Here is a 24,525-nt window from a genome sequence, read left to right as displayed (position 1 = left end):
AAGTAACTTATTCGACGTAACTTACTAAAAGTAGATTAAGCCGAAACGGAGTCAAAGTCATGCACGCACTGATCGTTGTTGCCCATCACGACCCACAATCCCTCACCCATAGCGTGGCCGCCGAGGTGGGCGCGGGCTTGACCGCCTCTGGTCACACCTTTGAAATGGCCGACCTTGCCGCCGAAGGTTTCGACCCGCGCTATACCGCCGCCGATCATCAGGTTCACCGTACCCGCGCCACGCCGCCAGCCGACGTGCTGGCCGAACAAGCTCGCATCGACCGCGCCGATGCGCTGGTGCTGGCGTTTCCCATCTACTGGTGGTCGATGCCTGCATTGCTCAAGGGCTGGGTAGACCGCGTATTCGTCAATGGCTGGGCGATTGATTACAGCCCCGATACACCGGTGCAGAAGAAACTGCGGCATTTGCAGGTGCATCTGCTGGCCCTGGGGGCGGCTGACGAAAGTGCCTTTGACCGACACGGTTATGCCAAGTCCATGAACACCCAGATCGACTACGGCATCTTTGATTATTGCGGGGCGCGGGTACTCACCTCCGCGTTGTTGCTGGACTCGGAAAGTGGCACGGCCCAGGCGCACTTGCACAAGGCCCGGGCGGTGGGGCAAGAGTTGTTCGAGCGAGAAGCCGTGGCGGGATAATTCAGACGTCGCGAAACAGGTCGTGGGCGTCCAGCAAGCGGTAGGCAATCTCAGGGTTTTTCTCCAGGCCTCGGCGAATGGACGCGGGGATGGACTGGCGGGTCTTGCGACACATGCCCGGCAGTTCGTCGATGACGATCTGGATCCCGCGCATGCTCTTGACCTCAGTATGCCCTGGCGCGATGTGTACGCGGATGCCCAACTGGTCGTACATCCGCTGTTGCAGGTGTTCGAGGTCTTGCAGGCTCTTGAGGTTTTCCAGGCGCTCCAGCAGGATTTTTTCCTGCTGTCGCGTCAGTTGGAGAATGCGCAGGTCAGCTTCGGGCGCTTGCAGCAGTTGTTCACGGTTGCAGACACAGGCGCCGGGTGGGCAGGGTTGGCGAAGGGTCATTGACGCTCCCGGCAAGGTGTCACTGCAACTGTAGGAGCCAGCTTGCTCGCGAAAAACGTCAACGATAACGCGTGTGTCTTGAAGAAACGCGGAGCCTGTGCGTTTTTCGCGAGCAAGCTCGCTCCTACAGGTGGCTGTGTTAGTAGTTTAGGTGAACGCCCAGGCTGGCCAGGGCTTTCCAGTAGTCAGGGTAGGTCTTGGCCACGCAGTCCGGGTCTTGAATGCGAATGCCCGAGACTTTCAGCCCCGCCAGGGCAAAGCACATGGCGATGCGATGGTCGGCGTGGGTGTCGATCAGTGCGGTGCAGGCGGTGCCAGCCAGGGCCGGGTCGCTGGCGACCAGCAGGTCATCGCCCTCGATGGTCGCCAGGCCCGGGCGAATTTCGTTGAGGCCATCGTGCAGCGCCTGCACGCGGTCACATTCCTTGACGCGCAGGTTCGCCAGTTCAGTGAAACGCACGGGCGTGTTGTTGAACGCGGCGAGCACCGCGAGGGTCGGGATCGCGTCCTGCATTTGTGAGCCCACCACCGTGGCCTGCATGTTCGGGAACTGCGCGATCACGGCCTGGGCCTTGGCGTCGGGTTGGGTGAAGTCCTGCGCGGCTACACCGATGTCGATACGCCCACCGGTCAGTACTTCTGCGGCCCACAAATAAGTGGCGGCGGAAGCGTCGGGTTCGATCAGGTAATCATGGGCGGTATAGCCGGTGGGGGCCACGCGCCAGGTGGTGTCGTCCACGGCGTCCACCTGGGCCCCGAACGCACGCATGCAATCGAGGGTCAGGTCCACGTAGCCACGGGCGCCGATGTCCTTGCCGGTCAGCGCCACTTCAATCGGCGCTTCGCCGCACGCCGCGAGCATCAGCAGGGCTGATACGTACTGGCTGGACAAGCCACCATCAATCTCGAAACGCTTGGCCTGGACTTTGCCCACGCCGTGCACGGTTACCGGTGGGCAACCGGTCGGGCTGTCAACCTGGATGCCGTTCTGGCCCAGGGTAGCCAGCAGCGGGCCAATCGGGCGTTTTTGCATGTACTCGTCGCCATCCAGCACCACGGTGCCTTGCACGGTGGCCACGGCAGCCGTTAGAAAACGCATGGCGGTGCCAGCGTTGCCGAGGAACAACGGTTGTGCCGGTAACTGCAGCGAGCCTTGGCTGGTGACGACAAAGGTGGTGTCGTCCGGCTCGTCGATGGTAACGCCCATCTGCCGCAGGGCGACCGACATGTGGCGCGTGTCATCGCTTTTGAGCGCACCGCTCAATCGGCTGGTGCCCTTGGCCAATGCCGCCAGCAACAGCGCGCGGTTGGTAATGGATTTGGAGCCGGGGGGCGCGACCTTGCCAGTGAGGGGGAAGTTGGGCGGTGTAACGGTCACGGTTTTCTGCGAACTCAAGGTACAAGGCTCCTGGTCAAGGCGAGGTGGCGTGGAGTGGCCGACGTGCGGACCCGAATCATCAGGCAAACACGCCATGCTTGTCGAGTGAGCGGGTGATCTGCGTGCCCAAATGTGTGAGGGACTTGCCCTAACTGTAGGAGCGAGCTTGCTCGCGAAAAACGCCAACGATAAAGCGGGCTTCCTGAATGAACGCGGCGCCTGGAAGTTTTTCGCGAGCAAGCTCGCTCCTACAAAAAAGGTTTGCCTGCCTTAACGCTGGCTCAGCCAGTAGTCATGCAGCGCACGCGCAGCCGGTTCGATCTCGCTGACCCGCTGTTGATGGGCGTTTACATCCAGGTCTGCCGGCAGCTCGAAATTGTCCTGCTCGGCGCACCAGGAAATCCGCTCCAGTTGCCCGGCTTGTACAGCGGGCAATGGCGGCCAGTTGGCGATCGCCACGCCGCGCACATAGCCAAAGCACCATTCCTCGGCAAGGGTCACCACCTGGCCCTGATGCTCGGTGTCATCGAAACGGGCCTTGAATGCCTGGGCGTCGGTGGCCAACTGCGCGGCCAGGGTATTCATATGACGCACGCACAGATCAAGGAAAGCCTGGGCTTCGTCCATGTTGTCCCATTCGGGGTTCTGCCCGCCCCAGATAGCCGGGAACCACTCGGCCACGTCCACTTGGGCGGGGCTTGAGACCAGCGCGGTGAAGTAACCGTCGAGTTCGGCCATGTTCAGCACCGAGTGGTCGTCGCCGTATTGCAGCAAGATGGCCTCGATGGCGTCGAAATCGGCAGGGGCGAGGGGATGAAGTTGCATGGCATGTCCTTTAAACGTCGAGCGCCGCGGTTGGGGCGGCTTAAAGCGCGAAGGATGGCGTGTGTACGGGGTTTTATCCAGCGTCTTTTCCTGCGCCGGTGCCAGTCCCGCTTTTGGCCGATGCGCCGTGGCGCACCCTTGATATAGTCTGGCCTTTCTCAATCGCCAGTCAGGGATCACTGCCATGTCCGAATACCAAGCCTTCGTTGTCGAACTCAGCGGCAACGTTGCCCATGTGCAGATCAATCGCCCGGAAAAGATCAACGCCATGAACGCGGCGTTCTGGACCGAAATCATCGACATCTTCCAATGGATCGACGAAACCGACGCCGTGCGTGCCGTGGTGCTCAGCGGTGCCGGCAAGCACTTTTCCTCGGGCATCGACCTGATGATGCTGGCCTCGATCGCCAATGATTTTGGCAAGGACGTGGGGCGCAATGCGCGCCTGCTGCGCCGCAAGATTCTTGAGCTGCAAGCCTCGTTCAACGCTGTGGACACTTGCCGCAAGCCCGTGCTGGCGGCGATCCAGGGCTACTGCATCGGCGGCGCCATCGACCTGATCAGTGCCTGCGACATGCGCTATGCCGCCGAGGATGCGCAATTCTCGATCAAGGAAATCGATATCGGCATGGCTGCCGACGTCGGCACCTTGCAACGCCTGCCGCGCATTATCGGCGACGGCATGCTGCGTGAACTGGCCTACACCGGCCGTCAGTTCGGCGCTGAAGAAGCGCGCAGCATCGGCCTGGTCAACCGCGTGTTTGCTGATCAGCAAAGCCTGCTGGCGGGTGTCATGGACCTGGCCCAGCAAATCGCCGCCAAGTCGCCGATTGCCGTGACCGGCACCAAGGCCATGATCAGCTACATGCGTGACCACACAGTCAATGATGGCCTGGAATACGTTGCCACCTGGAACTCGGCTATGTTGCAATCCAACGACCTGCGCGTGGCCATCGCGGCCCACATGAGTAAGCAGAAACCCGAATTCGTGGATTGACTGACATGACCCCAGGCTGGATTACTACAACGCTGCTCGACAACGACGCCCCTGGCGGCTGGGCCGTCGCCCGCAGCCGCGAAGGCTTTTTACACGACACCAATGGTCCGCTGTTCCCGCGCGAATGGCTCAAGCGCCAGGACCTGTCGGTGTTTGCCGAACACGGTATCGGTCACCTTGATGGCGAGCCGGTGTACCTGTTGGAGCTCAACGCGCCGGCAGAGGTGCAAGGGTGCAGCTGGCAGGGTTTGCGTGGTTTTATGCTGCAAGGCGATCACACCCTGTACAAGGTGCTGGGCTACGCCGCGCAGATCGGCACCTGGGCGCGGGAGCACCGCTTTTGTGGCAGTTGTGGCCAGGCGATGGTGCAGGTGCCGAGGGAGCGGGCGATGTATTGCCAGGCCTGCGACCTGCGCAGCTACCCGCGTATCTCGCCAAGCATGATCGTGCTGGTGACCCGTGGCGATGAGATCCTGCTGGCGCGTTCGCCGCGTTTCGTCACGGGGGTCTACAGCACCCTGGCCGGTTTTGCCGAGCCGGGTGAGTCTGCTGAAGACTGCCTGATCCGTGAAGTGCGCGAAGAGGTGCAGGTGGAGGTCAAGAACATCCAGTACATGGGCAGCCAATGCTGGCCGTTCCCTCACTCGATGATGCTGGGCTTTCATGCCGAATACGCCGGTGGCGATATCGTGCCCCAGGCCGACGAGATCGAAGATGCGCAGTGGTTCAATATCCACGAGCTGCCGCCGTTGCCGGCGTCACGCTCGATTGCGCGTTACCTCATCGACCTCTACCTGGCCCGCCGTTTAGGCCACGCTGAACCAGTGCTGCCAGGCTAGGCGCACGGTCAGGCCCAGCACCACGGTGATAAACACCGGGCGAATGAATTTGGCGCCGCCGCTGATCGCGCTGCGTGCGCCAAAGAACGCGCCACACATCACCGACACCCCCATCGCCAGGCCGACAATCCAGTCCACCGACCCATTGATGATGAACACCGTCAGCGCCGCCGCGTTGCTGACGAAGTTCATGCTGCGCGCCACGCCGCTGGCCTTCACCAGGTCGATGGGGTGCAGCAGCATCGTGCTGACCGTCCAGAACGCCCCCGTGCCGGGCCCTGCCACGCCGTCGTAGAAGCCCAGGCCGAAGCCCTGGGTGGCTTGCCATTTCTTCTTGATCGGTGCCTCGGCGTCCAGTGGCGCCTTGGGCGTGCCCCCGAACAGCAGGTACACACCGCAGGCGAAGACGATCACCGGGAGCATCTTGTTCAGGGTTTCGGCGGGCAAGTAATGGGCGACGACCGCGCCGGTCAGCGCACCGATCAACGTACCGACGATGGCGTGCACCCATTGGCGTGGGTGGAACAGCTTGCGGCGGTAGAAGGTAAAGCTGGCGGTGGCCGAACCGAAGGTGGAGCTGAGTTTGTTGGTGCCCAGTACCAGATGCGGCGGCATGCCAGCGGTGAGCAGGGCAGGCGTGGTCAACAAACCGCCACCGCCGGCGATGGCGTCGATAAAACCGGCGATAAAAGCGACAACGGCCAGGATGGCCAGGGTAGTGAGGTCAACGCTGAGTTCGAAAGGCATGGGCAGGGCTTATTGTTGGAGGGCCGCAGAAAGCCAGCATCTTACTGCGATGTGGCGGGTCTAGGCGATGCAAATGTGGGAGCGGGCTTGCCCGCGAAGGCGGCCTGTCAGTCACTGAATCTTTAACTGAACCACCGCTATCGCAGGCAAGCCAGCTCCCACATTGGTTATGTATTGCCCACAAAATCTGCGCCTGGCACAGAACCCCTGTGGGAGCGGGCTTGCTCGCGAAGGCGGTGTGTCAGTCAATGAAAATTCAACTGAACCTCCGCTTTCGCAGGCAAGCCAGCTCCCACATTGGTTATGCATTGCCGACAAAATCAGCGCTTGGCACAAAACCCCTGTGGGAGCGGGTAGACACCTTGTTCGAGCGCCGCGCCGCGTGCGCTGAGGCGCGACTTGGGGATGCCCAGCACTCGTCCTGCCGCCGAAAACCCGCCGTGCTCGGCGACCATGGAGCAAGCGTTGGCGGTGAGCGACAAGGAGTATGTCGCGATCAGGCAGGTGGTGGCTGAAGGTGAGTTTGGCGCGGTCCAGTCAGAAGGGCGGGTCAATGGTCAAACCCACACCTTCTGGGATCTGTTCAGAGTCCATGCGCATGCAAAGATCGCTGAACAGTGGCAGGTAGCGGCGGTGTTCCCCGATGTCGTACCCCACGACAACGGGGCGTTCTAGAGCGTTATTTGTGCGCGCCCAGCCATTCCACGGCCGTGCGCCAGATGCAGATACCCAGGAAGTAGGCCGACATCAGCGACCACAAGCCGAATGTCCAAGGGTTGGTGTTGGGATAATCCACCACCATCAGGAAGCTGCACAGCAGCCAGATGGTGGTCACCGCGATGTTGATCGGCATGAAGCGCTTGACCCGGAACGGGTGCAGGAACTTCATCGGCGTCACGGTCAGCAGCGCCAGGCCGATCACGGTCAGCAAGGTGACCCAGGCATCCGGCTGGATGATATAGACGCACAGGGCAACGACGTTCCAGGCGGCAGGGAAGCCGACGAAGTAGTTGTCCTTGCTCTTCATGTTCACGTTGCAAAAGCAGAACAGCGACGACACCAGGATCACCGACACCGCAAACAGGTGGGTGAAATCGGGCAGGTCGATGTAGCGGTAGATAAACAGTGCAGGAATGAATACGTAGGTGAGGTAGTCAATCACCAGGTCCAGCACCGAGCCGTCAAAGCTGGGCAGCACCGTGCTGACATTCACCCGTCGCGCCAGCGAGCCGTCGACGCCATCCACCACCAGTGCCAGGCCCAGCCACAGTAGGCACGCCTTGGGGGAGTTTTCCAGCAGCGCCAGGGTGGCCAAAAAGGCCAGTACCACACCGGTGGCGGTAAAGCCGTGGGCGCCCCAGGCTTTGAGTCTGGCTACATGCAGGGTCGATATCACGGGCGGTTCTCCAAAAGGTCAAACGGGGCAGCCGACGACGTAGCGCCGTCGAGTCTGGCCAGGGAATGCAGGTATCGACCGGGAAGGGGAGGATAAGGTTCACCGCCCGGCGTATCCGTTAGCGTAGCAAGCGTAGGACATTTGGGCATCAGCCCTGACGGAACACCAGTGCCTTTAACCCGCTCTGGGGGTCGATATCAGGAAATTCCGGTGGGTTTTCCAGCCGCTGCACAAAGCGCAGGCCCGGTGCTTCGCGGGTCACGCCGTCGATCAGGAAATCTTCACCGAAGGCCGGATCGTTCATGCATGCCAGCACGGTGCCGTGGGCACTGAGCAAGTCCGGCAGGCGGCGCAGCACGCGCTGGTAATCCTTGGTCAGGAGGAAACTGCCTTTCTGGAAGGAGGGCGGGTCGATGATCACCAGGTCGTAAGGGCCGTTGTTCGTCACCTTGGCCCAGGACTTGAACAGGTCGTGACCCAGGAAGCTCACCCGGCTCAGGTCATGCCCATTCAGGCGATGGTTGTCGCGGCCACGGCTGAGGGCACCACGGGCCATGTCCAGGTTCACCACATGGTCGGCGCCGCCTTCGATGGCCGCCACGGAAAAGCCGCAGGTATAGGCGAACAGGTTGAGCACGCGTTGGCCTTTGGCCTGTTCGCGCACCCAGTTGCGCCCGTAACGCATGTCGAGAAACAGCCCGCTGTTCTGTTTTTTGCCCAGGTCGATCAGGTAGCGCAGGCCGCCTTCGGTGATGGTCAGTTCATCGATGGCGTCGCCCACCAGCCATTCGGTGGTGCTTTGCGGCAGGTAGCGGTGTTGCAGGGCCACGGTGTGCACGCCGAAACGGCTCCATTCGATCTGCAACAGGGTGTGCTTCAGGGCTTGCAGGTGCTCGGTTTCTTTGAACAGGGCGACCAGCACGACCCCTTGCAGCCAGTCCACGGTGAGTTGCTCCAGGCCTGGCCAGCAGCGGCCACGGCCATGGAACAGGCGCCGGGTTTCTGCAGGCGCGTCAGCCAGGGCAGTGAGCAGGTGGGCGTGCAGGGTAGCGAGGGCGTCTGGGGTCATCGTTAAGCGTCGGTCATCGGGGCGGGCGGCATTTTAAACACAATTGGGTGGGAGGGTGGCTGGTCTGTGAAGGGGGATGACACCCCGCGATCCAACTGTGGGAGCTGGCTTGCCTGCGATGGCGGCCTACCAGCCGACACTTCTCTACCTGACACCCCACCATCCAACTGTGGGAGCGGGCTTGCTCGCGAAGGCGGCCTGACAGTCAACACAGTTGGATCGGGTACATATCCGTTATTTAGGTAACGGCCACTTAGGGTTCCGCCCTGACGGCGGCTCACTTTTGAACAGCGCAAAAGTAAGCAAAACGCTCTTGCCCCACCCCTCGGCACCTCGCTTAGGCTCGGTGTGCCCGAACGCAGGCTTGAATCCGTGGGCCGCCGCCACGCGCCATCCATGGCGCGGGGCGGCTAACCCGGCGTCCTGCCGGGTTACCCACGAATTCAAGCCTGCGTTCGGCCAGCGTGGTTTAACGGGGCGCCTGAGATCAAGATCACAAGCAGATCAAGAGCAAGATCAAGAGCGGCTCGCTTCGCATCGTGGTTACTGTCGATCGCTTCAGATACCTATGCCGCGATGAGGCCTGCAAGGCCAATAAAAAAAAGCCCGCATTGCGCGGGCCTTTTATGTTCAGCGGATTATCAACCCGCCACCAACACTCGAATTGCTTCCAGTCGCAACGCGGCTTTATCGAGCATGGCCAGGCCTTGCTCGCGTTGGTTGCGCAGGGCTATCAGCTCGCTGTCGCGCACGGTCGGGTTGACCGCTTGCAACGCGGTCAGGCGCGCCAGTTCTTCGTCGGTGTCTGCCGCGAGGCGACGCTTGGCTTCGGCCACGCGTTCGGCGTGACGCGGGGCGATCTTCTCTTCACCGGCGTTGATGCGCGGTGTGAGTTGGTCACGCTGGGCCTGCACGAATTTGTTCGCGCTGGCCCGTGGCACGCTTTCCAGCTGGTCATTCAAGGTCACGAACGACACGCGGCCCGACAGGTCATTGCCGTTGGCATCCAGCAGGCAGCGCAAGGCGGCCGGTGGCAGGTAGCGGCCCAGTTGCAGGGAGCGCGGGGCGACTACTTCACTGACATACAGCAGCTCAAGCAATACGGTGCCTGGCTTGAGCGCCTTGTTCTTGATCAGCGCCACGGCGGTGTTGCCCATGGAGCCGGACAGCACCAGGTCCATGCCGCCTTGCACCATCGGGTGCTCCCAGGTGATGAACTGCATGTCTTCGCGCGACAGCGCCTGGTTACGGTCGTAGGTGATGGTCACACCTTCGTCGTCGCCCAGGGGGAAGCTGGCGTCGAGCATTTTTTCGCTGGGCTTGAGGATCAGCGCGTTTTCCGAATGGTCTTCGCTGTCGATGCCGAACGCGTCGAACAGGGTTTCCATATAGATCGGCAGGGCGAACTGGTCGTCTTGTTCGAGGATGTCCTCGACCAGCGCATCACCTTCCCCAGCGCCGCCGGAATTGAGTTCCAGCAAGCGGTCGCGACCGGTGTGCAGCTCCTGCTCCAGGCGCTCGCGCTCGGCACGCGCTTCGTCGATCAGGGCTTGCCACTCGCCGTCGTCGGCAGCTTCCAGCAAGGGCAGCAGGCGTGGGCCGAACTGATGCTGCAAGGCGTTGCCGGTCGGGCAGGTGTTGAGGAAGGCATTGAGCGCTTCGTGGTACCACTGGAACAGGCGTTCTTGCGGGCTGGTTTCCAGGTAGGGCACGTGCAGTTCGATCACGTGTTTCTGGCCGATCCGGTCCAGACGCCCGATGCGCTGTTCCAGCAGGTCGGGGTGGGACGGCAGGTCGAACAGTACCAGGTGATGGGAAAACTGGAAGTTACGGCCTTCACTGCCGATTTCCGAGCAGATCAGCACCTGGGCACCGAACTCTTCATCGGCAAAATAAGCCGCGGCGCGGTCACGCTCCAGAATGTTCATGCCCTCGTGGAACACCGTGGCCGGAATGCCGGAGCGCACGCGCAGGGCGTCCTCCAGGTCCATGGCGGTTTCGGCGTGGGCGCAGATCACCAGGACCTTGGTGCGCTTGAGCATTTTCAACTGGTCGATCAGCCACTCGACCCGTGGGTCGAAGCGCCACCAGCGGTTCTCTTCCTCGATGTCCGGTTGCGCCTGGAAGCTGACTTCCGGGTACAGCTCGGCGTGTTCGCCCAGGGGCAGTTCGAGGTATTCGTCCGGGTTCGGCAGCGGGTAGGCGTGCAGCTTGCGCTCGGGGAAGCCTTGCACCGCGGCACGGGTGTTGCGAAACAGCACGCGGCCGGTGCCGTGGCGGTCCAGCAGCTCACGCACCAGGCGGGCACTGGCTTCGGTGTCGCCATCGTTGACGGCGGTGAGCAGGGCTTCACCTTCGTCGCCGAGGAAGCCTTGAATGGTCTTGTGTGCGGTCGGCGACAGGCGGCCCTTGTCCAGCAGCTCCTGCACGGCTTCGGCCACCGGGCGATAGTTTTCGCTCTCGGCGCGGAAGGCTTGCAGGTCGTGGAAGCGGTTCGGGTCCAGCAGGCGCAGGCGCGCAAAGTGGCTGTCCTGGCCCAATTGTTCCGGGGTAGCGGTCAGCAACAGCACGCCGGGAATCACCTCGGCCAGTTGTTCGACCAGCGAGTATTCGGCGCTGGCCTTGTCTTCGTGCCACACCAGGTGGTGGGCTTCGTCGACCACCAGCAAGTCCCAACCGGCGGCAAACAGCGCATCCTGGGCCTTCTCGTCGTCCACCAGCCATTCCAGCGCAACGAGTGCAAGCTGGGTGTCTTCGAACGGGTTGGTGGCATCGCTTTCGATAAAGCGCTCTTCATCGAACAGCGCAACCTGCAGGTTGAAGCGGCGGCGCATTTCCACCAGCCATTGGTGCTGCAGGTTTTCCGGGACCAGGATCAGTACGCGGCTGGCGCGGCCCGAGAGCAGTTGGCGATGGATCACCAGGCCTGCTTCGATGGTCTTGCCCAAACCCACTTCGTCCGCCAGCAACACGCGTGGCGCGATACGGTCAGCGACTTCGCGGGCGATGTGCAGTTGGTGGGCAATCGGTTGGGCGCGTACGCCACCCAAGCCCCACAGCGAGGACTGCAACTGGCGGCTGGTGTGTTCCAGGGTGTGGTAGCGCAGTGAGAACCACGCCAGCGGGTCAATCTGCCCGGCGAACAGACGGTCGCTGGCCAGGCGGAACTGGATGAAGTTGGACAGTTGGGTTTCCGGCAGGGTGACCTGCTCGTTCTGCCCATTGAGGCCGTGGTAGACCAGCAGGCCATCGACGTCGTCGACTTCCTGTACGGTCATTTTCCAGCCTTCGAAATGGGTGATGGTGTCACCCGGCGAAAACCTCACGCGAGTGAGGGGCGCATTCCGTAGCGCATACTGGCGCGTGTCGCCAGTGGCCGGATAGAGCACGGTCAACAAGCGGCCGTCCTGTGCCAGAACGGTGCCTAACCCCAGCTCTGCTTCGCTGTCACTAATCCAGCGTTGCCCCGGTTGATACTGCTGCGCCATGCTGCCTGACTCCCGCCGTGAAAAAGCCGACTATGTTAACGGAACACGGCCCGGCGCCCAAGAACTCTGACAAAAACTACGCTGTTTATACGGGCCGGCGGAAATTGAATCGACGGATGGCGGGCACTTGAGAGTGTCGACTGAGTCACAGCTTGGCACGCGGGTGCTCAAGTCACCCTGCCACCCGCCGACAGCCTGTTGATCAGGAGAATAATTATCATGCTGCCACCCATGCTGCCCGTCAGTGTTGTGCCGGTCACGTCGCAACTCGACCCGGCACGCCAGAAGCCGGATATCCCGCCGGTGGTGCCCGTTCAAGCGGGTTCCAACGAGAGCACGATCGACCTGAAAAAAGGCGATGCCGAGCAATCGACCTTTCTGTTGCGCGAAGAGCAGCGGCGCCAGCAGGAGCAACACAAGCGTCGGCGCGAAGCTGACGACGACGCGCAGCAGCATTTGCCGATTCCCGGCGACTTGCTCAACGCTGATAACACCGTGCCCGTGGCGCCGCTGATCGAAGACGCGCCGCGCCAGGGCCTGTGGGTGGATATCGAGGTTTAACCGTTCAGTTCGCGCAAGGCCTTCACCAGCAACTCAATCTCGTCATTGGTGTTAAGCGGGCTGACGGAGATGCGCGCAACGCTGCTCAACCCACGCGCTTGCATGTCCAGCGGGGTGTAGGCCACGCCATTGGCGCCGATGTTGATGCGCTTTAACCCCAGGCGTTGCTTGAGTTCAAAACTATCCCAGCCGGCCAGGTTGAACGCGATCAAGCCTGAATGCGTGTTGCCCAAGTCGTGCAAGCTGATCCCCGGTATCTGACGCAGTGCTTCGCGGATTCGCGCGCTGGTCTGCAAGACTCTTTGCCATACCCGCTCACTCCCCAGTTGATTGATCTCGTGCAACGCATTGCCCAGGCCGGCTAGCAGGGCGAAGGACACTTCGCTGGTTTCAAAGCGTCGCGCGTCGTTGCGCAGGTCGAAGCCTTCGGCGGTCCAGGGCGCTGAAAATACGTCGCGTTGGGCCGGGTTCAGGTGCGGGAGAAACTCCGGCCGGATGTACAGCAGTGCGGTACCGCGAGGCCCGCGCAAGTGTTTGCGGCCGGCGGACTTGAGCACATCGCACTGCAACGCTTGCACATCCACCGGCAGCTGGCCGACGGCTTGGCCCGCGTCGATGAAGTAGGGAATGGTATGCCGCCTGGCCACATCGCCGATGGCCTGGGCCGGGTTGATCAAACCACCGTTGGCCGGCAGCCAGGTGAGGTCGATCAGCTTCACCTTGGCATCGAGCATTGCCTCCAGTGCCACAGGGCAGGCGGCGCCGCTGGCATCGCACGGGATGACCTCCACCCGCGCCCCGGCTTGAACGGCCAGTTCCATGCTCGCCAGGTTACCGCCCCATTCATGGCGCCCCACTAGAATTCGATCGCCCGGTTGCCACGGCCCCAGCGCCTGGAAGGCCATGCTCCAGGCCGTGGAGCCACTGCTGGCGAAGGCAATCGACGACGCGGGCGCATTGAGCAGTTGCCCGGCGGCTCGGCGGGCCTTTTCCACTAAGACGGCACCTTGTTCGCCGGCCTCCATCGGGCCGTCGCGCGCTTCGCGTTGCAGCTGGTCGATGATGGCGTCGAGCGTCGCCTGGCTGGGCAAGGATGCCCCGGCGTGATTGAAGTGCACGATGCCGGATTGGCAACCGGGCGTGGCCTCTCGCAAGTGCTGCACTTGCAGCGGGCTCATGGCTGCAACTCGAAAATGGCATCGACCTCCACGGCGACGCCAGCCGGCAAACTGCAGACCCCTACGGCAGTGCGCACGTGTCGACCCTTGTCGCCGAGGGCGTTGACCAGCAGGTTCGAGGCGCCATTGGCGACCACGCTCTGGCGCTGGAAATCGGCGCTGCTGGCAATGAACACGCCCAGACGCAGGACGCGCACCACCCGTGACAGGTCATCGCCCAGCGCATCGCTTAGTTGCCCCAGCAGGCCCAGTGCCGCCAGTTCTGCCGCTTGGGCGCCGTCTTCATCGCTGAGGGAGTCACCCAGGCGGCCAAGGTAGGCGGGTTTGCCATCGAGCATGGGAATTTGCCCGGAGATGAACAGTTGATGCTGGCTGCTCACATGATTGATGTAGTTGGCCGCGGGTTGGCTGGGCGTGGGCAGTGTCAGGCCGAGGGCGTGTACGCGCTGGCGGATGGAGTCGGTCATGGTGAAACCCTCTGGTGTCAGAAGGTTCCAGCATGTTGGCGGTGGCGAGGGGCGACAAACGGATAGATCTCACTCGACGTATCGAAAAAACTCACGCGTCGGCACACGCCTGCTTCAGCCACTGGCTGAAGCATTCAGCCGTCTCACTGAGCGGGCCCTGGGGGGCGATCAGCCAATAGCCGATGTCGCTGTGATAGGGCGGCCAGTCAAAAACCTCCACCAGGCTGCCGTCCTGGAGCCTGCGTTCGATCAGGCGATGGCGGCCCATGGCGATCCCCTGGCCGGCCACGGTCGCTTCGACCACGATGTTGTAGTCATGCAGCATCACGCGGGGGTGGCGATCGAGGTTGACCTGGTAATGGGCGGACCAATCGGTCCACTCGAAAGGACGGTGCGAGGTCGCCATCAACAACGGGCCACTGGCGACCTGCCGGGCTTTGAATGCAGGGCTGCATACGGGTGACAGGGTTTCGGCCATCAGGCGCGTGGCGTGCACATCGGGCCAGTCGCCCTTGCCGTAGCGGATGGCCAGGTCAACCTCGGCCGTGGCGACATTGGCCAATTGAATCGCGGGCAGCAACTCCACCTGGATATGCGGGTAGCGTTGTAGAAACTCGGCCAGGCGCGGCGCCAGCCACAACGTGGCAAAGGACGCCAGCAAGCCGATACGCAACACATTGGCGCTGGGCGCACCCCGTTGGTTGCGCGTCGCAGCGGCGATAGCGTCCAGGGCAGGGCGGATCTGCTCGTAGTACGCTTGCCCGGCCAACGTCAGGTCAATCGCACGGGTTCGCCGGATAAACAGTGGCTTGCCCAAGTGGTGTTCGAGCTTATGCACCTGGTGGCTCAGCGCACTTTGGGTCACCGACAACTCGTTGGCCGCCTTGATAAAACTCAAGTGCCGCGCCACGGCTTCGAAGGCGCGCAGGGCCAACAGTGGCGGAAGGTCGTTGTGCAAGGCCACTTGGATGCGCCTCCTGGGCAGGGTAGAAAGCGCCGATTCTGGTCGATGGCCTGCATTTTGTCGCTCGCTTAATTGCCGTCGGGCGAGGCAGGCCGCATTATTGAGGCATTACCGCCACGACGTAAGCCAAGCCATGAGTGATGACGACAAGCTGATCGACCTGAACGCCGAACGCGCCAAGCGCGTGCACGACCTCAATGACAAACGCTTGAATGAAGTGCGCCAAGCCTTCGAACAAGCCATGCCCCTGGGCAAACCCAAGAAAAAGCCCAAGAACAAACCGAAAAAGCGTTGAAACACCCTGCATCCGTTGATGCAGGTCAGTTATTCCCCTTCTTTACGCCCCGTTGTGGGCGACATTGATCCTGGTCAATTTCCCACTGTGCCTTCTCCATTAACTTAGCCCTATCGCAACAGGGCAAGTGCAGGAGGCCGGTCATGTTTTTCGATAATGTGGTTTTCGCCGGAGTGCTGACTGTTAGCCTCATGGTGCTGTTTTTTGTAGGGTTTGGATTTTTTATCTGGAAAGACGCGAACAAGCGTAAAAAACCTTAAGTCTTTCCGGGTTACATGAGCACGCAAGGCATTTTGGGCGACTTCGGTCGCCCTTTTTTTGTCTGTCAATTGATGGATGAAGAGCTCCCTCGCCACAGGTCCAGCGTCGTAGCGACGTTGTGTAGATACCTATGCGCATCGCAGGCAAGCCCCACATTTGTCATGCGCTGCTCGAACTGGCGTAGAACCTGCATCCCACGCCCCATTCGCCGGTTTCCTGTCACCGGCCTCTGGAGGATTAGGATGCGTAGTCTGGTTTTGCTGCTGGCGTCATTGGCCCTGGGCGGTTGCATGACCGTCAGTGATATGGCCGAAGGCACCCGCTATCAGATGAGCGATGCCGGGCTGCTCGACCACAGCGATACGCGGCGTACTGCCTCGGTGCGCATACAGCCGGATTCCTTTGTGTTTATCGCCCAAGGCGCCTTCGTGCCGCCGGGCAGCGCTTACCCGCGGCCCAATGTGGTGGCCGAGGAAGCATTCAATGGCTTCGTCGAATATTTCCCCATGGTGCGTCGCGCCCGTCAGCCGGAAGGGCTGGAACAGGCCATGGCCGAAGCCCGCGACGCCGGTGCTCACTACCTGCTGTATTGCCGCTTTGCGGCAGCCGATGACCGTATCGGCAACGCCGACGAGTGGACCGACCAACAAGCTCTGGACCGCCTTGGCCTGGACAGCGGGGTGATCCAAGTCATGTTGATCGAGACCAGCACCCAGTATTTGATTGATACTGCACGTATTCGCAGTCGTGGCGGTTTACTGACGTTCCACGACACATCGCCACAAGATTTGATTGCCCGTCCCCTGGCGCAATATGCCCGCGGTTTACTGGGCATGAGCAATCAGTAAACAGAGGAGCCCGTCATGACCGATTCCGCCAAGGCCAATGATTTATTGGCCCAACTGCCCAAGGGCAAAGGGCCGGCACCGGTGCATCTGTGGAACCCGGCTTTCTGCGGCAATATCGACATGCGTATCGCCCGTGACGGCACCTGGTTCTACCAGGGCACGCCCATCGGGCGAAAGCCGATGGTCAAGCTGTTCTCCAACATCATCCGCCGCGATGGCGATGATTATTTCCTGGTGACGCCAGTGGAGAAGGTCGGCATCCAGGTCGATGATGCGCCCTTTGTCGCCGTGACCCTGGACGTGCAAGGGCAGGGCGAAAGCCAGGTTTTGCGCTTTACCACCAATGTCGATGAACAGGTCGAGGCAGGCCTCGAACACCCGCTGCGGGTGGTGATCGACCCCGTCACCCAGGAACCCGCACCCTACGTGCGCGTTCGCACCAATCTTGAAGCCCTCGTGCATCGCAACGCTTTTTACCAGTTGGTGGAGCTGGCCGTGAGCCGTCCGATCAACGGTCAGAACTGGCTTGGCGTATGGAGCAGCGGGGAGTTTTTCCCCATTGGCCTGGAGCCCTGAGGCGGATTTTGTCTTCAGCCTGAAATAATCCTCTTGCGGTAAACGCGCGCTTTCGGTTATCAATTTGTACATGATTAGACATGTTCGATTTGATAAGAAAAAACGCGTCGTCGATGAACTCATCCGCCGTATCGAGGGTGGGGTCATGGCCGACGGCTTCCTGTTGCCGGGCGAGCATCAACTGGCCGAGGAATTTGCGGTCAGTCGTGGCACGCTGCGTGAGGCGCTGGCCGAACTCAAGCGTCGCAACTACATCGCCACCCAGAGTGGGGTCGGCTCGATCGTCACCTTTGACGGCATGGTGCTGGACCAACGCAGCGGTTGGGCTCAGGCCTTGGCCGATACGGGCGCCCAGGTAAGCACCGACATCCTGCGTTTCGAGGCCGTCACGCGCCCGGATCTGTTCAGCCGTTTCGGCACCGACCAGTTCATTACCCTCGACCGCCTTCGGCGCACCGCAGACGGCACAGCGGTGTCCCTGGAACGCTCGCTGATGCCGGCCGTTGGCGACCTGGAAAGCCTGCCGCGCATTGGCCTGATCGATAACTCCTTGACCATCACCCTGGCCGCCTACGGCTACGTCGGGGCCGAGGGCGATCAGTGGATCGGTGCCGAGCCGCTGAGTGATGAAGATGCCGAATTACTCGGGCGTCCCAGCGGCACAGTATTTCTCAAGGCTGCGCGCACCACCTATGATCGTCGCGAGCGTTTCATGGAGCATGTCGAAAGCCTGCTCGACCCGCTGCACTTTCGCCTGCATCTGCAGTTTGGAGCGTCGAAATGACCCGCGAAAATCACGCCCTTGGCGCCTTCTATGGCCTGGCCCTGGGCGATGCTTTGGGTATGCCCACCCAATCCTTGAGCCGCGAGCAGGTACAAAAGCGCTTCGGTGCCATCACCGCTCTGGAAGACGCCGACGCCGACCAGCCCATTGCACCGAACATGCCTGCCGGCTCCATCACCGATGACACCGAGCAAGCCATCCTGGTCGCCGAGTTACTGGTGCAAGGCCAGGGCCAGATCCAGCCCGCTGTGCTTGCCCAACGCTTGATCGATTGGGAAGCGGGCATGCGCGCCAAAGGCTCCCAGGACTTGCTCGGGCCGTCCACCAAGCGCGCTATCGACATGATCCTCGCCGGCCATACCCCGGAGGAATCCGGGCGCTACGGCACCACCAATGGCGCGGCCATGCGCATCACCCCGGTGGGCATCGCCGCCGATGTCGGCGACCCGGGGCGGTTTATCCAGGCGGTGATCCAGGCGTGCCAGGTCACCCATAACACCAGCCTGGGTATTTCCAGCGCTGCGGCCGTGGCGGCGGTGGTCTCGGCTGGCATCAATGGCGTGGACCTGGGGGAAGCCTTGAATATCGGGACCCAGATTGCCCGCCAGGCCGAAAGCCATGGTCACTGGATCGCGGGCGGACGCATTTCTACCCGCATTAGTTGGGCTCGCACTCTAAGCGTCGGCAGCGGCGATAAAGCGTTGTTTGCCGACCTGCTTTACGAGTTGATTGGTACTTCGGTGGCTTCCCAGGAATCGGTGGTGGTGTCGTTTGCCTTGGCGCAGCAAGTGGCGTCTGGCGACATGAACGCTTTCGAAGCCCTGTGCCTGGCGGCCAGCCTGGGCGGCGACACCGACACCATTGCCGCGATGCTCGGCGCCATGCTGGGGGCGTGCCTGGGCATGCAGTGCTGGCCTGAGGCGTTGGTTGAACAGGTCAAGCGAGTCAATGGCTTGGACTTGCAGCCGCTGGTCAAAGCCTTATTGGCCTTGCGATAAACACGGAACTAATTGTGGGAGCTGGCTTGCCTGCGATAGCGGTTTTCCAGTGGCGGATGAGCTGGTTGCCCCACCGCAATCGCAGGCAAGCCAGCTCCCACATTAAAAAGCGTTGGGTCAGGAAGACCGGATAAAGATTCGACTCGCTGCCACAACCACAACAATACAGGCACCAGGAGCACCCTTTCATGAGCAGCCCCTCTTCCGGCCAAAGCGCCGGGCAATTGGAAACACGCGGCATTGAGCCGGTCCCGGAAAGCGAGTGCAAAGGTCATCCGCTGCAATTGTTCTGGGTGTGGTTCGCCGCCAATATCAGCATCCTCGGCTTGCCCCTTGGTGCGACGCTGGTGGCGTTTCGTGGCCTGGCCATCTGGCAGGCGATCATCGTCGCGATTCTTGGCGCCGCCGGCTCATTTGCCGTGGTGGGCATCATCTCCATCGCCGGCCGCCGTGGTCGCGCGCCCAGCCTGACCTTGTCCCGCGCCATCTTCGGGGTGCGCGGCAATATCGGCCCGACCTTGGTGTCGCTGATGTCGCGCCTGGGTTGGGAAACCGTCAACACCACCACCGCAGCCTTCGTGTTGTTGTCGTTAAGCTCCATCCTGTTCGGCTCGGCCGTGGAGGCGAAAAGCGCACCGGTGCTTACCCTGATCTTCATTGCCATCTTCGTGCTGCTGACCCTGGCCGTATCGGGCCTGGGCCACGCCACGCTGCTGGTGATTCAGAAGTGGGCGACCTACGTCTTCGGCGGCTTGAACATTCTGGTGGGCGGCTTTCTGTGCGCCACCATCGACTGGAGCGCGGTGTTCAACGCCACCCCGGCTCCGTTGAGCGCGATGATCATTGGCGTGGGCACCATGGCTGCCGGTACCGGTATCGGTTGGGCCAACGCCGGTGCAGACATGTCGCGTTACCAGCACCGCAGCGTCAAGGCCGTACGCCTGGTGGCCTCCGCTGCATTTGGCGCAGGTATCCCGCTGGTGCTGTTGATCACCCTCGGCGGCCTGTTGTCGGTGGGTAACAATGACCTGGCGTCAGCCACCGACCCCATCATCGCGATCCGCGACATGCTGCCCACCTGGATGGCCGTGCCTTACCTGATCACCGCGTTCGGCGGGCTGTTGCTGTCGAACAACCTGTCGGTGTATTCGGCCGGCCTCACTACCTTGACCCTGGGCTTGAAGGTCAAACGCGTGCATGCGGTGATCGTCGATATCGTCGCGATCTTTGCCGGCTCCATCTACTTCATGCTGATCGCCGACAGCTTCTATGGCCCGTTCATTACCTTCATTTCGCTGCTGGCGGTGCCGATCACGGCGTGGGTCGGGATCTTCGTGGTCGACTTGATTCACCGGCATTACTACAGCCCCACCGACCTGCTGGACGTCAGCCCCAGCAGTGCCTACTGGTATCGCGGCGGTGTGGAGTGGCGTGCATTTGGCGCCTGGGCCGTGGCCATCGTGCTGGGGTTCAGCTTCACCACCATCGGCACCACCGCCGAAAACATCTGGTTTGCCGGGCCGCTGTCCGACTCCTGGCTGGGCCATAACGGCTTGGGCTGGATCGTGACCTTCCTGGTGGCGGGCGGCATATATGCAGTATTGGGCGGGGCGTCTGACCGTCGTCCGGCTTTAGCAGAGAGCGCCAATGTCTAGATTGCTGCATACCGGCCAGGTCATTGTCGACCTGGTGATGGGCCTCGACACCCTGCCGGCAAGCGGCGGTGACGTGCTGGCCAACTCCGCCAGTTTCCAAGTGGGTGGCGGTTTCAATGTAATGGCTGCGGCGCGGCGCAATGGGTTGCCGGTGGTTTACCTGGGCCGCCATGGCGAGGGGCGCTTTGGCGAGCTGGCGCGTGCCGCGATGCAGGGCGAGGGTATTGAAATGGCCTTGGCGGCCAGCGCTGGCAAAGATACCGGCTTGTGCGTGTCGCTGACTGAAGCGAGCACCGAACGCACCTTCATCTCCCATCTCGGCGCCGAGGGTGAGTTGAGCGCCGACGATTTGGCTCAGATCGTCCCGCGTGTCGATGACTACGTATACGTCAGTGGCTACAGCTTGCTGCTTGAAGGTAAGGCGCAGCCGTTGCTTGACTGGTTGCAGGCGCTACCGCGAGAGATCGTGGTGGTGTTCGACCCAGGCCCGCTGGTCAAGGCGCCGGACTCCGCGTTGATGCGCGCGTTGTTGCCGCGTATCGACATCTGGACCAGCAATGGCCCTGAAGCCCTGGCGTTTACCGGGGCGGCGGATATGAGTCAGGCGCTGCCTATGCTCAATCAGCACTTGCAGGCACTGCTGGTTGTGCGTGATGGGCCAAAGGGTTGCTGGGTAGGGCGAGGGGCTCAGATCGAGCATGTCCCGGGATTCAAGGTTCAGGCCGTGGACAGCAATGGCGCGGGGGATGCACATGCGGGAGTATTTATCGCCGGGTTGGCGAATGGCTTGAAACCGGTTGAGGCGGCGCGTCGAGCGAACGCAGCGGCGGCATTGGCGGTAACCCGCTGGGGGCCAGCGACCTCGCCCGGCACTGCTGAGGTCGATGCATTAGTGACGCAATAAACGAGGCCCAAAAATGTGGGAGCGGGCTTGCTCGCGAAGGCGGTGTGTCAGTCAACACATGCTTTAACTGACACACCGCCTTCGCGAGCAAGCCCGCTCCCACAATGGGTTCTGCGTTTAGCCTGCTTTTTTCAGGGCTTGGATCAACTCATCTTTGCGCATGGTTGAGCGTCCTGAAATATTCTTTTCCCGCGCCTCTTTCATCAAGCTTTCCTTGGTCTGCGTACCCAATGAAGCGCGACTGCTGCGCGGGTGGCCTTCACGGCTGGCAGCGGCGCGCTTGGCTGATTCCTGCCGGTCCTGGGCCTTCTTGGCCGGTGCTTTGCGCCTGCCTGATCCGCCGGTTTTCTCACCGCCGCCAGACTGTTTGTTCACGGTGGCCCAGGCACGGGCTTCGGCTTCGTCCTTGGGCAACCCTTTGTGCTCATAACTGTCTTCGATATGAGCGGCCTTGCGTTTCTGTTCGTCGGTGTATTTGGCTTTGCTTCCACGAGGCATCGCTAAAACTCCTTCTGGCCCCAGTCGCGGGGCCAGGCCAGAAATGGATTACTGAGTGCTTTGAGCGTCGAGCTTGCGCGCCTCATCCACACCAGAAGCGGTGAGCTTGATCGGCAGGTTCAACGCGTATTCGCCGGCGTCGTCGGTGGTCACATGCCCATCCTTGATCAGCCCGCGGTCCTGCAGGAACGCCAAGACACTGGCGACCTCTTTTTCACCGCGGTAATTGTCCAGCACCTCCTTGCCCAAGCCTTGCGGGTGAGCGTGCAACAGGCGGGTGAGGACTTCTTTTTCAAGGTTTCTATCGACGTTCATGCGTACCTCTTCACGGGGAAATGGTCGGGTGTAGGTCGTACCAAGGGTGCATCAAGGCGCTGGTTGTTTCTGCGCGCCCGGAATGTTCGAGTCGTCGCCCTTGTTGATCTTCGGCTCATTGTTGCTCGTGCCTGGGCCCATCTTGCCGTTGCCCACGGCCGCCGGTGCCTGGCGCTGGGTGTCGTTGCCTTTGGTGCGTGGGTCAGCGCTGTTGTCGATGATCGCGCCACCGTTGGTGTCCATGCCGGTGCCCATGGATTTTTGCGACTCGGTGGTGGCGTCCGGCGTTGGATCGGTGGGGCCGGTGGTCGAGCTGGCCGCGAAGGCGCTCAGGGACGCGGCAGACAAGAGGCCGGTGAGGGCGAGGGCAGCAAATTTGGAATTTTTCATCAGGGTGTCTCCATATGATTAATGTCCTTACCCTGTATTGGTCTGCCCGCGATTGTTGATCGTGCCGGGAGGGCGACGAACGGTATCAGCTCACCTGTATCACTTTGTGTGCTGATACTCGGCGCGCTATCAAGCGTGCCACCGTGATCGCCCAGTTGAGGGCCGCGATCACCAGTACGCTCAGCATCATTGTCGCAAGGCCGAAGTCGACGATGATCTTGCCTGCGAGCCAGGGAAATCCGAAGACGCCGATAAAGTACGCCAGGCTGAACAACAACAACGCCTGGGAAGTGGTGCCGCTGGGCGCTTCGTTGGCCACCAGGCCGTTGATCACTGAATACGTCAGGCCATACCCGATCCCTAGCGTGGCGGCGGCGAGCACATAACTGAGGTTGCCGCTGACACCAAACGCGAACAGCGCGATCGCGCCGAACATCACCCCCGATAACACACAGGCAGCCTGGTACGCATCGCGCTTGACCACGAAGCCGGCTATCAGCAAGCGGCTGGTGATTGCTGCTGTCAGGAAGCCCGCGAAGAACAGTGAATAGTCGAGCTTATGAGCCACGGCATAGCTGGTCTGGAACGAAGACAGCCCCCCGAATACGCAGCCACCCAGGCCGACCATCAGGATGGCGAACGCCGCCTTGGAAGACAGTACGCGACGGCTTGCACGCCAGGAAATCCTGGCGGTTGGCATATTCGCGTGCTGTCGCAACCGGGAGCCCATGCGCCAGAACATCACCACCCCGGCGAGGCTGGCGAGCCCGGCGATATAGAACGCGGTGGTCAGGGGCAGGTCCAGCGCAGTGGCGGCGCGTCCCAGCAAAGGGCCGGAACCTATGCCGCTCAACATACTGCCTGAGAGCAAGGCGAAATATTTGGCCCGCTGGCGTGGTTCCACTAGCAGCGTCACGATGATTGGGCCCAGGGTATAGAACACGCCCCAGCCCAAGCCAAGGGACAATCCAAACAGCATCAAGCCTTGGCCAAATCCCGGCGTCAGGGCAAACCCCAGGCAGGCCACCACCAACAATAGGCCGGTGCTCGCAATTGCTCGCGCCGCGCCCAGCGCATCAGCCAGGTGCCCGGAAAACACGACCGCCACAAAAGTGCTGAGCATCGCCGTGGCAATGACACTGCCCGCGTCGTGTTCATTACCGCCACGGGCATGGATCAGCAGTGACAACAAAAAGGTCGAACCGTAAGACAGTGACAGCAGGAAGCTGGCTAGGCAGAACAGCGCGAATGTCTTGGTGCCCACTGGTGGCGTGGCGTGCATGAGCAGGTCTCTGATCGTTGGATTTATGCCCATTGTTTACCATGGGCGTGCGCAGGCTTTGTTCTGTGGTTGCCGATGCTTGCATCACCCCGCACCGGAGTGAAACGGGCTCGTCGGCATCAATTGCACTGCAAACGGCCATCAAATCGCCTTAGTATGTGGCCTTTGAATTTGCCCAAGGCTCGCCCATGACCATCGAGATTCGCCCCGCCGTGCCCAGCGATGCTGCGCAGATCCTGACCTTTATCACTGAGCTGGCCGAGTACGAGAAAGCCCGGCATGAAGTGATCGCCAGCGTGGTGGACATCGAACGCAGCCTGTTCAGCGAAGGCGCCACGGCCCATGGCCTGATCTGCTTGCGCGACGGCTTGCCGATTGGCTTTGCGGTGTTCTTTTTTAGCTACTCGACGTGGCTGGGCAGCAACTGCCTGTACCTGGAAGACCTGTACATCAACCCGGAGCAACGCGGCGGTGGGGCCGGCAAGAAGTTGTTGCGTCACCTGGCCAAGATCGCCTGCGACAACGGTTGCGGGCGCTTTGAATGGAGCGTGCTGGACTGGAACGAGCCCGCGATTGCCTTCTACAAATCCATCGGCGCCCAGCCGCAGGAAGAATGGGTGCGTTATCGCATGGAAGGCGATGCCTTGCGCGACTTCGCCCTGGGCTGAAACCTCATTTCTATAGGCACCAAAGATCGAATGTGGGAGCGGGCTTGCTCGCGAATGCGGTGTATCAGTCAGCCATGCTTTAACTGACACAC

General features: G+C 61.5%; 27 protein-coding genes and 1 pseudogene. 13 read left to right on the top strand and 15 right to left on the bottom strand.

The window, feature by feature from the left end:
* The first annotated feature begins 59 nt into the window (after positions 1–59).
* Complete coding sequence (locus MF6394_RS27550; RefSeq protein WP_078467948.1) at positions 60–659, top strand: NAD(P)H-dependent oxidoreductase; 600 nt, start codon at positions 60–62, stop codon at positions 657–659.
* A 1-nt stretch (position 660) separates the two neighbouring features.
* Here the strand turns inward: MF6394_RS27550 and MF6394_RS27545 are convergent, their stop codons facing one another.
* From MF6394_RS27545 to MF6394_RS27535, 3 genes are all read right to left on the bottom strand, one after another.
* Positions 661–1,050 (bottom strand): hypothetical protein, encoded by a 390-nt coding sequence (locus MF6394_RS27545; RefSeq protein WP_078467947.1) that lies wholly within the window; start codon positions 1,048–1,050, stop codon positions 661–663.
* 139 nt (positions 1,051–1,189) lie between these two features.
* A complete protein-coding gene (locus tag MF6394_RS27540) occupies positions 1,190–2,446 on the bottom strand; it encodes a 3-phosphoshikimate 1-carboxyvinyltransferase (protein WP_069557190.1) in 1,257 nt (418 codons plus the stop codon).
* Positions 2,447–2,698: 252 nt separating this feature from the next.
* A complete protein-coding gene (locus MF6394_RS27535; RefSeq protein ID WP_044273543.1) occupies positions 2,699–3,253 on the bottom strand; it encodes a UPF0149 family protein in 555 nt (184 codons plus the stop codon).
* A gap of 184 nt (positions 3,254–3,437) precedes the next feature.
* Here MF6394_RS27535 and MF6394_RS27530 point away from each other — a divergent pair, with 184 nt between their 5' ends.
* Both MF6394_RS27530 and nudC read left to right on the top strand, forming a co-directional pair.
* Positions 3,438–4,250 (top strand): crotonase/enoyl-CoA hydratase family protein, encoded by an 813-nt coding sequence (locus MF6394_RS27530; RefSeq protein ID WP_003191008.1) that lies wholly within the window; start codon positions 3,438–3,440, stop codon positions 4,248–4,250.
* Between the two features lie 5 nt (positions 4,251–4,255).
* Positions 4,256–5,089: an NAD(+) diphosphatase gene (nudC, locus tag MF6394_RS27525; RefSeq protein WP_044273545.1), complete on the top strand. Its 834-nt coding sequence runs from the start codon at positions 4,256–4,258 to the stop codon at positions 5,087–5,089.
* Here the strand turns inward: nudC and MF6394_RS27520 are convergent.
* The 5 genes and pseudogenes from MF6394_RS27520 to rapA form a co-directional block, all read right to left on the bottom strand.
* Positions 5,057–5,836 carry a TSUP family transporter gene (locus tag MF6394_RS27520; protein WP_003191011.1) on the bottom strand — a complete coding sequence of 260 codons (780 nt, stop codon included), beginning with the start codon at positions 5,834–5,836 and terminating at the stop codon, positions 5,057–5,059. The genes nudC and MF6394_RS27520 overlap by 33 nt on opposite strands.
* Positions 5,837–6,198: 362 nt before the next feature.
* Positions 6,199–6,291, bottom strand: a pseudogene (locus MF6394_RS34770) (LysR family transcriptional regulator); the annotation flags it as partial.
* Positions 6,292–6,515: 224 nt separating this feature from the next.
* Positions 6,516–7,232: a phosphatidylcholine synthase gene (gene pcsA, locus MF6394_RS27510; protein ID WP_003191017.1), complete on the bottom strand. Its 717-nt coding sequence runs from the start codon at positions 7,230–7,232 to the stop codon at positions 6,516–6,518.
* A 148-nt stretch (positions 7,233–7,380) separates the two neighbouring features.
* Entirely contained in the window at positions 7,381–8,301 is a 921-nt protein-coding gene (locus MF6394_RS27505; protein WP_047710767.1) for a class I SAM-dependent methyltransferase, read from the bottom strand.
* A gap of 641 nt (positions 8,302–8,942) precedes the next feature.
* Positions 8,943–11,789: an RNA polymerase-associated protein RapA gene (rapA, locus tag MF6394_RS27495; protein WP_069558674.1), complete on the bottom strand. Its 2,847-nt coding sequence runs from the start codon at positions 11,787–11,789 to the stop codon at positions 8,943–8,945.
* A 219-nt stretch (positions 11,790–12,008) separates the two neighbouring features.
* Between rapA and MF6394_RS27490 the strand changes: the two genes are divergently transcribed.
* Positions 12,009–12,350, top strand: coding sequence for a hypothetical protein (locus MF6394_RS27490; RefSeq protein WP_044267485.1), 342 nt, complete (start codon positions 12,009–12,011; stop codon positions 12,348–12,350).
* On the opposite strand, the gene MF6394_RS27485 is transcribed toward MF6394_RS27490, so the two are convergent.
* The 3 genes from MF6394_RS27485 to MF6394_RS27475 all read right to left on the bottom strand — a co-directional run bounded on the left by MF6394_RS27485 (position 12,347) and on the right by MF6394_RS27475 (position 14,959).
* Positions 12,347–13,528: an aminotransferase class V-fold PLP-dependent enzyme gene (locus MF6394_RS27485; RefSeq protein WP_078467945.1), complete on the bottom strand. Its 1,182-nt coding sequence runs from the start codon at positions 13,526–13,528 to the stop codon at positions 12,347–12,349. The genes MF6394_RS27490 and MF6394_RS27485 overlap by 4 nt on opposite strands.
* Entirely contained in the window at positions 13,525–13,995 is a 471-nt protein-coding gene (locus MF6394_RS27480) for a RidA family protein (protein WP_044267479.1), read from the bottom strand. The genes MF6394_RS27485 and MF6394_RS27480 overlap by 4 nt, the downstream gene beginning before the upstream one ends.
* A 91-nt stretch (positions 13,996–14,086) precedes the next feature.
* Positions 14,087–14,959 (bottom strand): LysR substrate-binding domain-containing protein, encoded by an 873-nt coding sequence (locus MF6394_RS27475; RefSeq protein ID WP_078467944.1) that lies wholly within the window; start codon positions 14,957–14,959, stop codon positions 14,087–14,089.
* A gap of 133 nt (positions 14,960–15,092) precedes the next feature.
* Here MF6394_RS27475 and MF6394_RS34370 point away from each other — a divergent pair, with 133 nt between their 5' ends.
* The 8 genes from MF6394_RS34370 to MF6394_RS27445 all read left to right on the top strand — a co-directional run bounded on the left by MF6394_RS34370 (position 15,093) and on the right by MF6394_RS27445 (position 21,280).
* Entirely contained in the window at positions 15,093–15,254 is a 162-nt protein-coding gene (locus MF6394_RS34370) for a hypothetical protein (RefSeq protein WP_003193515.1), read from the top strand.
* A gap of 143 nt (positions 15,255–15,397) precedes the next feature.
* Positions 15,398–15,514: a cytochrome c oxidase subunit CcoM gene (gene ccoM / locus MF6394_RS35060; RefSeq protein WP_019817835.1), complete on the top strand. Its 117-nt coding sequence runs from the start codon at positions 15,398–15,400 to the stop codon at positions 15,512–15,514.
* A gap of 243 nt (positions 15,515–15,757) precedes the next feature.
* On the top strand, positions 15,758–16,363 hold the full coding sequence (locus MF6394_RS27470; RefSeq protein ID WP_003193513.1) for a DUF4823 domain-containing protein: 606 nt from the start codon (positions 15,758–15,760) through the stop codon (positions 16,361–16,363).
* 15 nt (positions 16,364–16,378) lie between these two features.
* Complete coding sequence (locus tag MF6394_RS27465) at positions 16,379–16,939, top strand: DUF1285 domain-containing protein (protein WP_003193512.1); 561 nt, start codon at positions 16,379–16,381, stop codon at positions 16,937–16,939.
* 70 nt (positions 16,940–17,009) lie between these two features.
* Positions 17,010–17,723 carry a GntR family transcriptional regulator gene (locus MF6394_RS27460; RefSeq protein WP_044267467.1) on the top strand — a complete coding sequence of 238 codons (714 nt, stop codon included), beginning with the start codon at positions 17,010–17,012 and terminating at the stop codon, positions 17,721–17,723.
* Positions 17,720–18,721, top strand: coding sequence for an ADP-ribosylglycohydrolase family protein (locus MF6394_RS27455; protein WP_078467943.1), 1,002 nt, complete (start codon positions 17,720–17,722; stop codon positions 18,719–18,721). The genes MF6394_RS27460 and MF6394_RS27455 overlap by 4 nt, the downstream gene beginning before the upstream one ends.
* Before the next feature lie 188 nt (positions 18,722–18,909).
* Positions 18,910–20,376, top strand: a complete 1,467-nt coding sequence (locus tag MF6394_RS27450) for a purine-cytosine permease family protein (RefSeq protein ID WP_078467942.1) — start codon at positions 18,910–18,912, stop codon at positions 20,374–20,376.
* On the top strand, positions 20,369–21,280 hold the full coding sequence (locus MF6394_RS27445; protein WP_069558678.1) for a PfkB family carbohydrate kinase: 912 nt from the start codon (positions 20,369–20,371) through the stop codon (positions 21,278–21,280). The genes MF6394_RS27450 and MF6394_RS27445 overlap by 8 nt, the downstream gene beginning before the upstream one ends.
* Positions 21,281–21,397: 117 nt before the next feature.
* Here MF6394_RS27445 and MF6394_RS27440 read toward each other — a convergent pair whose 3' ends face one another.
* The 4 genes from MF6394_RS27440 to MF6394_RS27425 all read right to left on the bottom strand — a co-directional run bounded on the left by MF6394_RS27440 (position 21,398) and on the right by MF6394_RS27425 (position 23,765).
* Positions 21,398–21,778 carry a Rho termination factor N-terminal domain-containing protein gene (locus MF6394_RS27440; protein ID WP_034135338.1) on the bottom strand — a complete coding sequence of 127 codons (381 nt, stop codon included), beginning with the start codon at positions 21,776–21,778 and terminating at the stop codon, positions 21,398–21,400.
* A gap of 48 nt (positions 21,779–21,826) precedes the next feature.
* Entirely contained in the window at positions 21,827–22,093 is a 267-nt protein-coding gene (locus tag MF6394_RS27435; protein WP_032895690.1) for a hypothetical protein, read from the bottom strand.
* Positions 22,094–22,144: 51 nt separating this feature from the next.
* Entirely contained in the window at positions 22,145–22,483 is a 339-nt protein-coding gene (locus MF6394_RS27430; RefSeq protein ID WP_003193500.1) for a hypothetical protein, read from the bottom strand.
* A gap of 85 nt (positions 22,484–22,568) precedes the next feature.
* Positions 22,569–23,765: an MFS transporter gene (locus tag MF6394_RS27425; protein WP_078467941.1), complete on the bottom strand. Its 1,197-nt coding sequence runs from the start codon at positions 23,763–23,765 to the stop codon at positions 22,569–22,571.
* A 188-nt stretch (positions 23,766–23,953) separates the two neighbouring features.
* Between MF6394_RS27425 and MF6394_RS27420 the strand changes: the two genes are divergently transcribed.
* Positions 23,954–24,433 (top strand): GNAT family N-acetyltransferase, encoded by a 480-nt coding sequence (locus MF6394_RS27420; RefSeq protein WP_003193496.1) that lies wholly within the window; start codon positions 23,954–23,956, stop codon positions 24,431–24,433.
* Positions 24,434–24,525 lie beyond the last annotated feature (92 nt).

This window comes from Pseudomonas sp. MF6394, assembly GCF_002018845.1.
GTDB classification, from domain to species: domain Bacteria; phylum Pseudomonadota; class Gammaproteobacteria; order Pseudomonadales; family Pseudomonadaceae; genus Aquipseudomonas; species Aquipseudomonas lactis.
The sequence above is the reverse complement of the archived record's forward strand: the minus strand, read 5'-3'. Positions and strand labels throughout refer to the sequence as shown.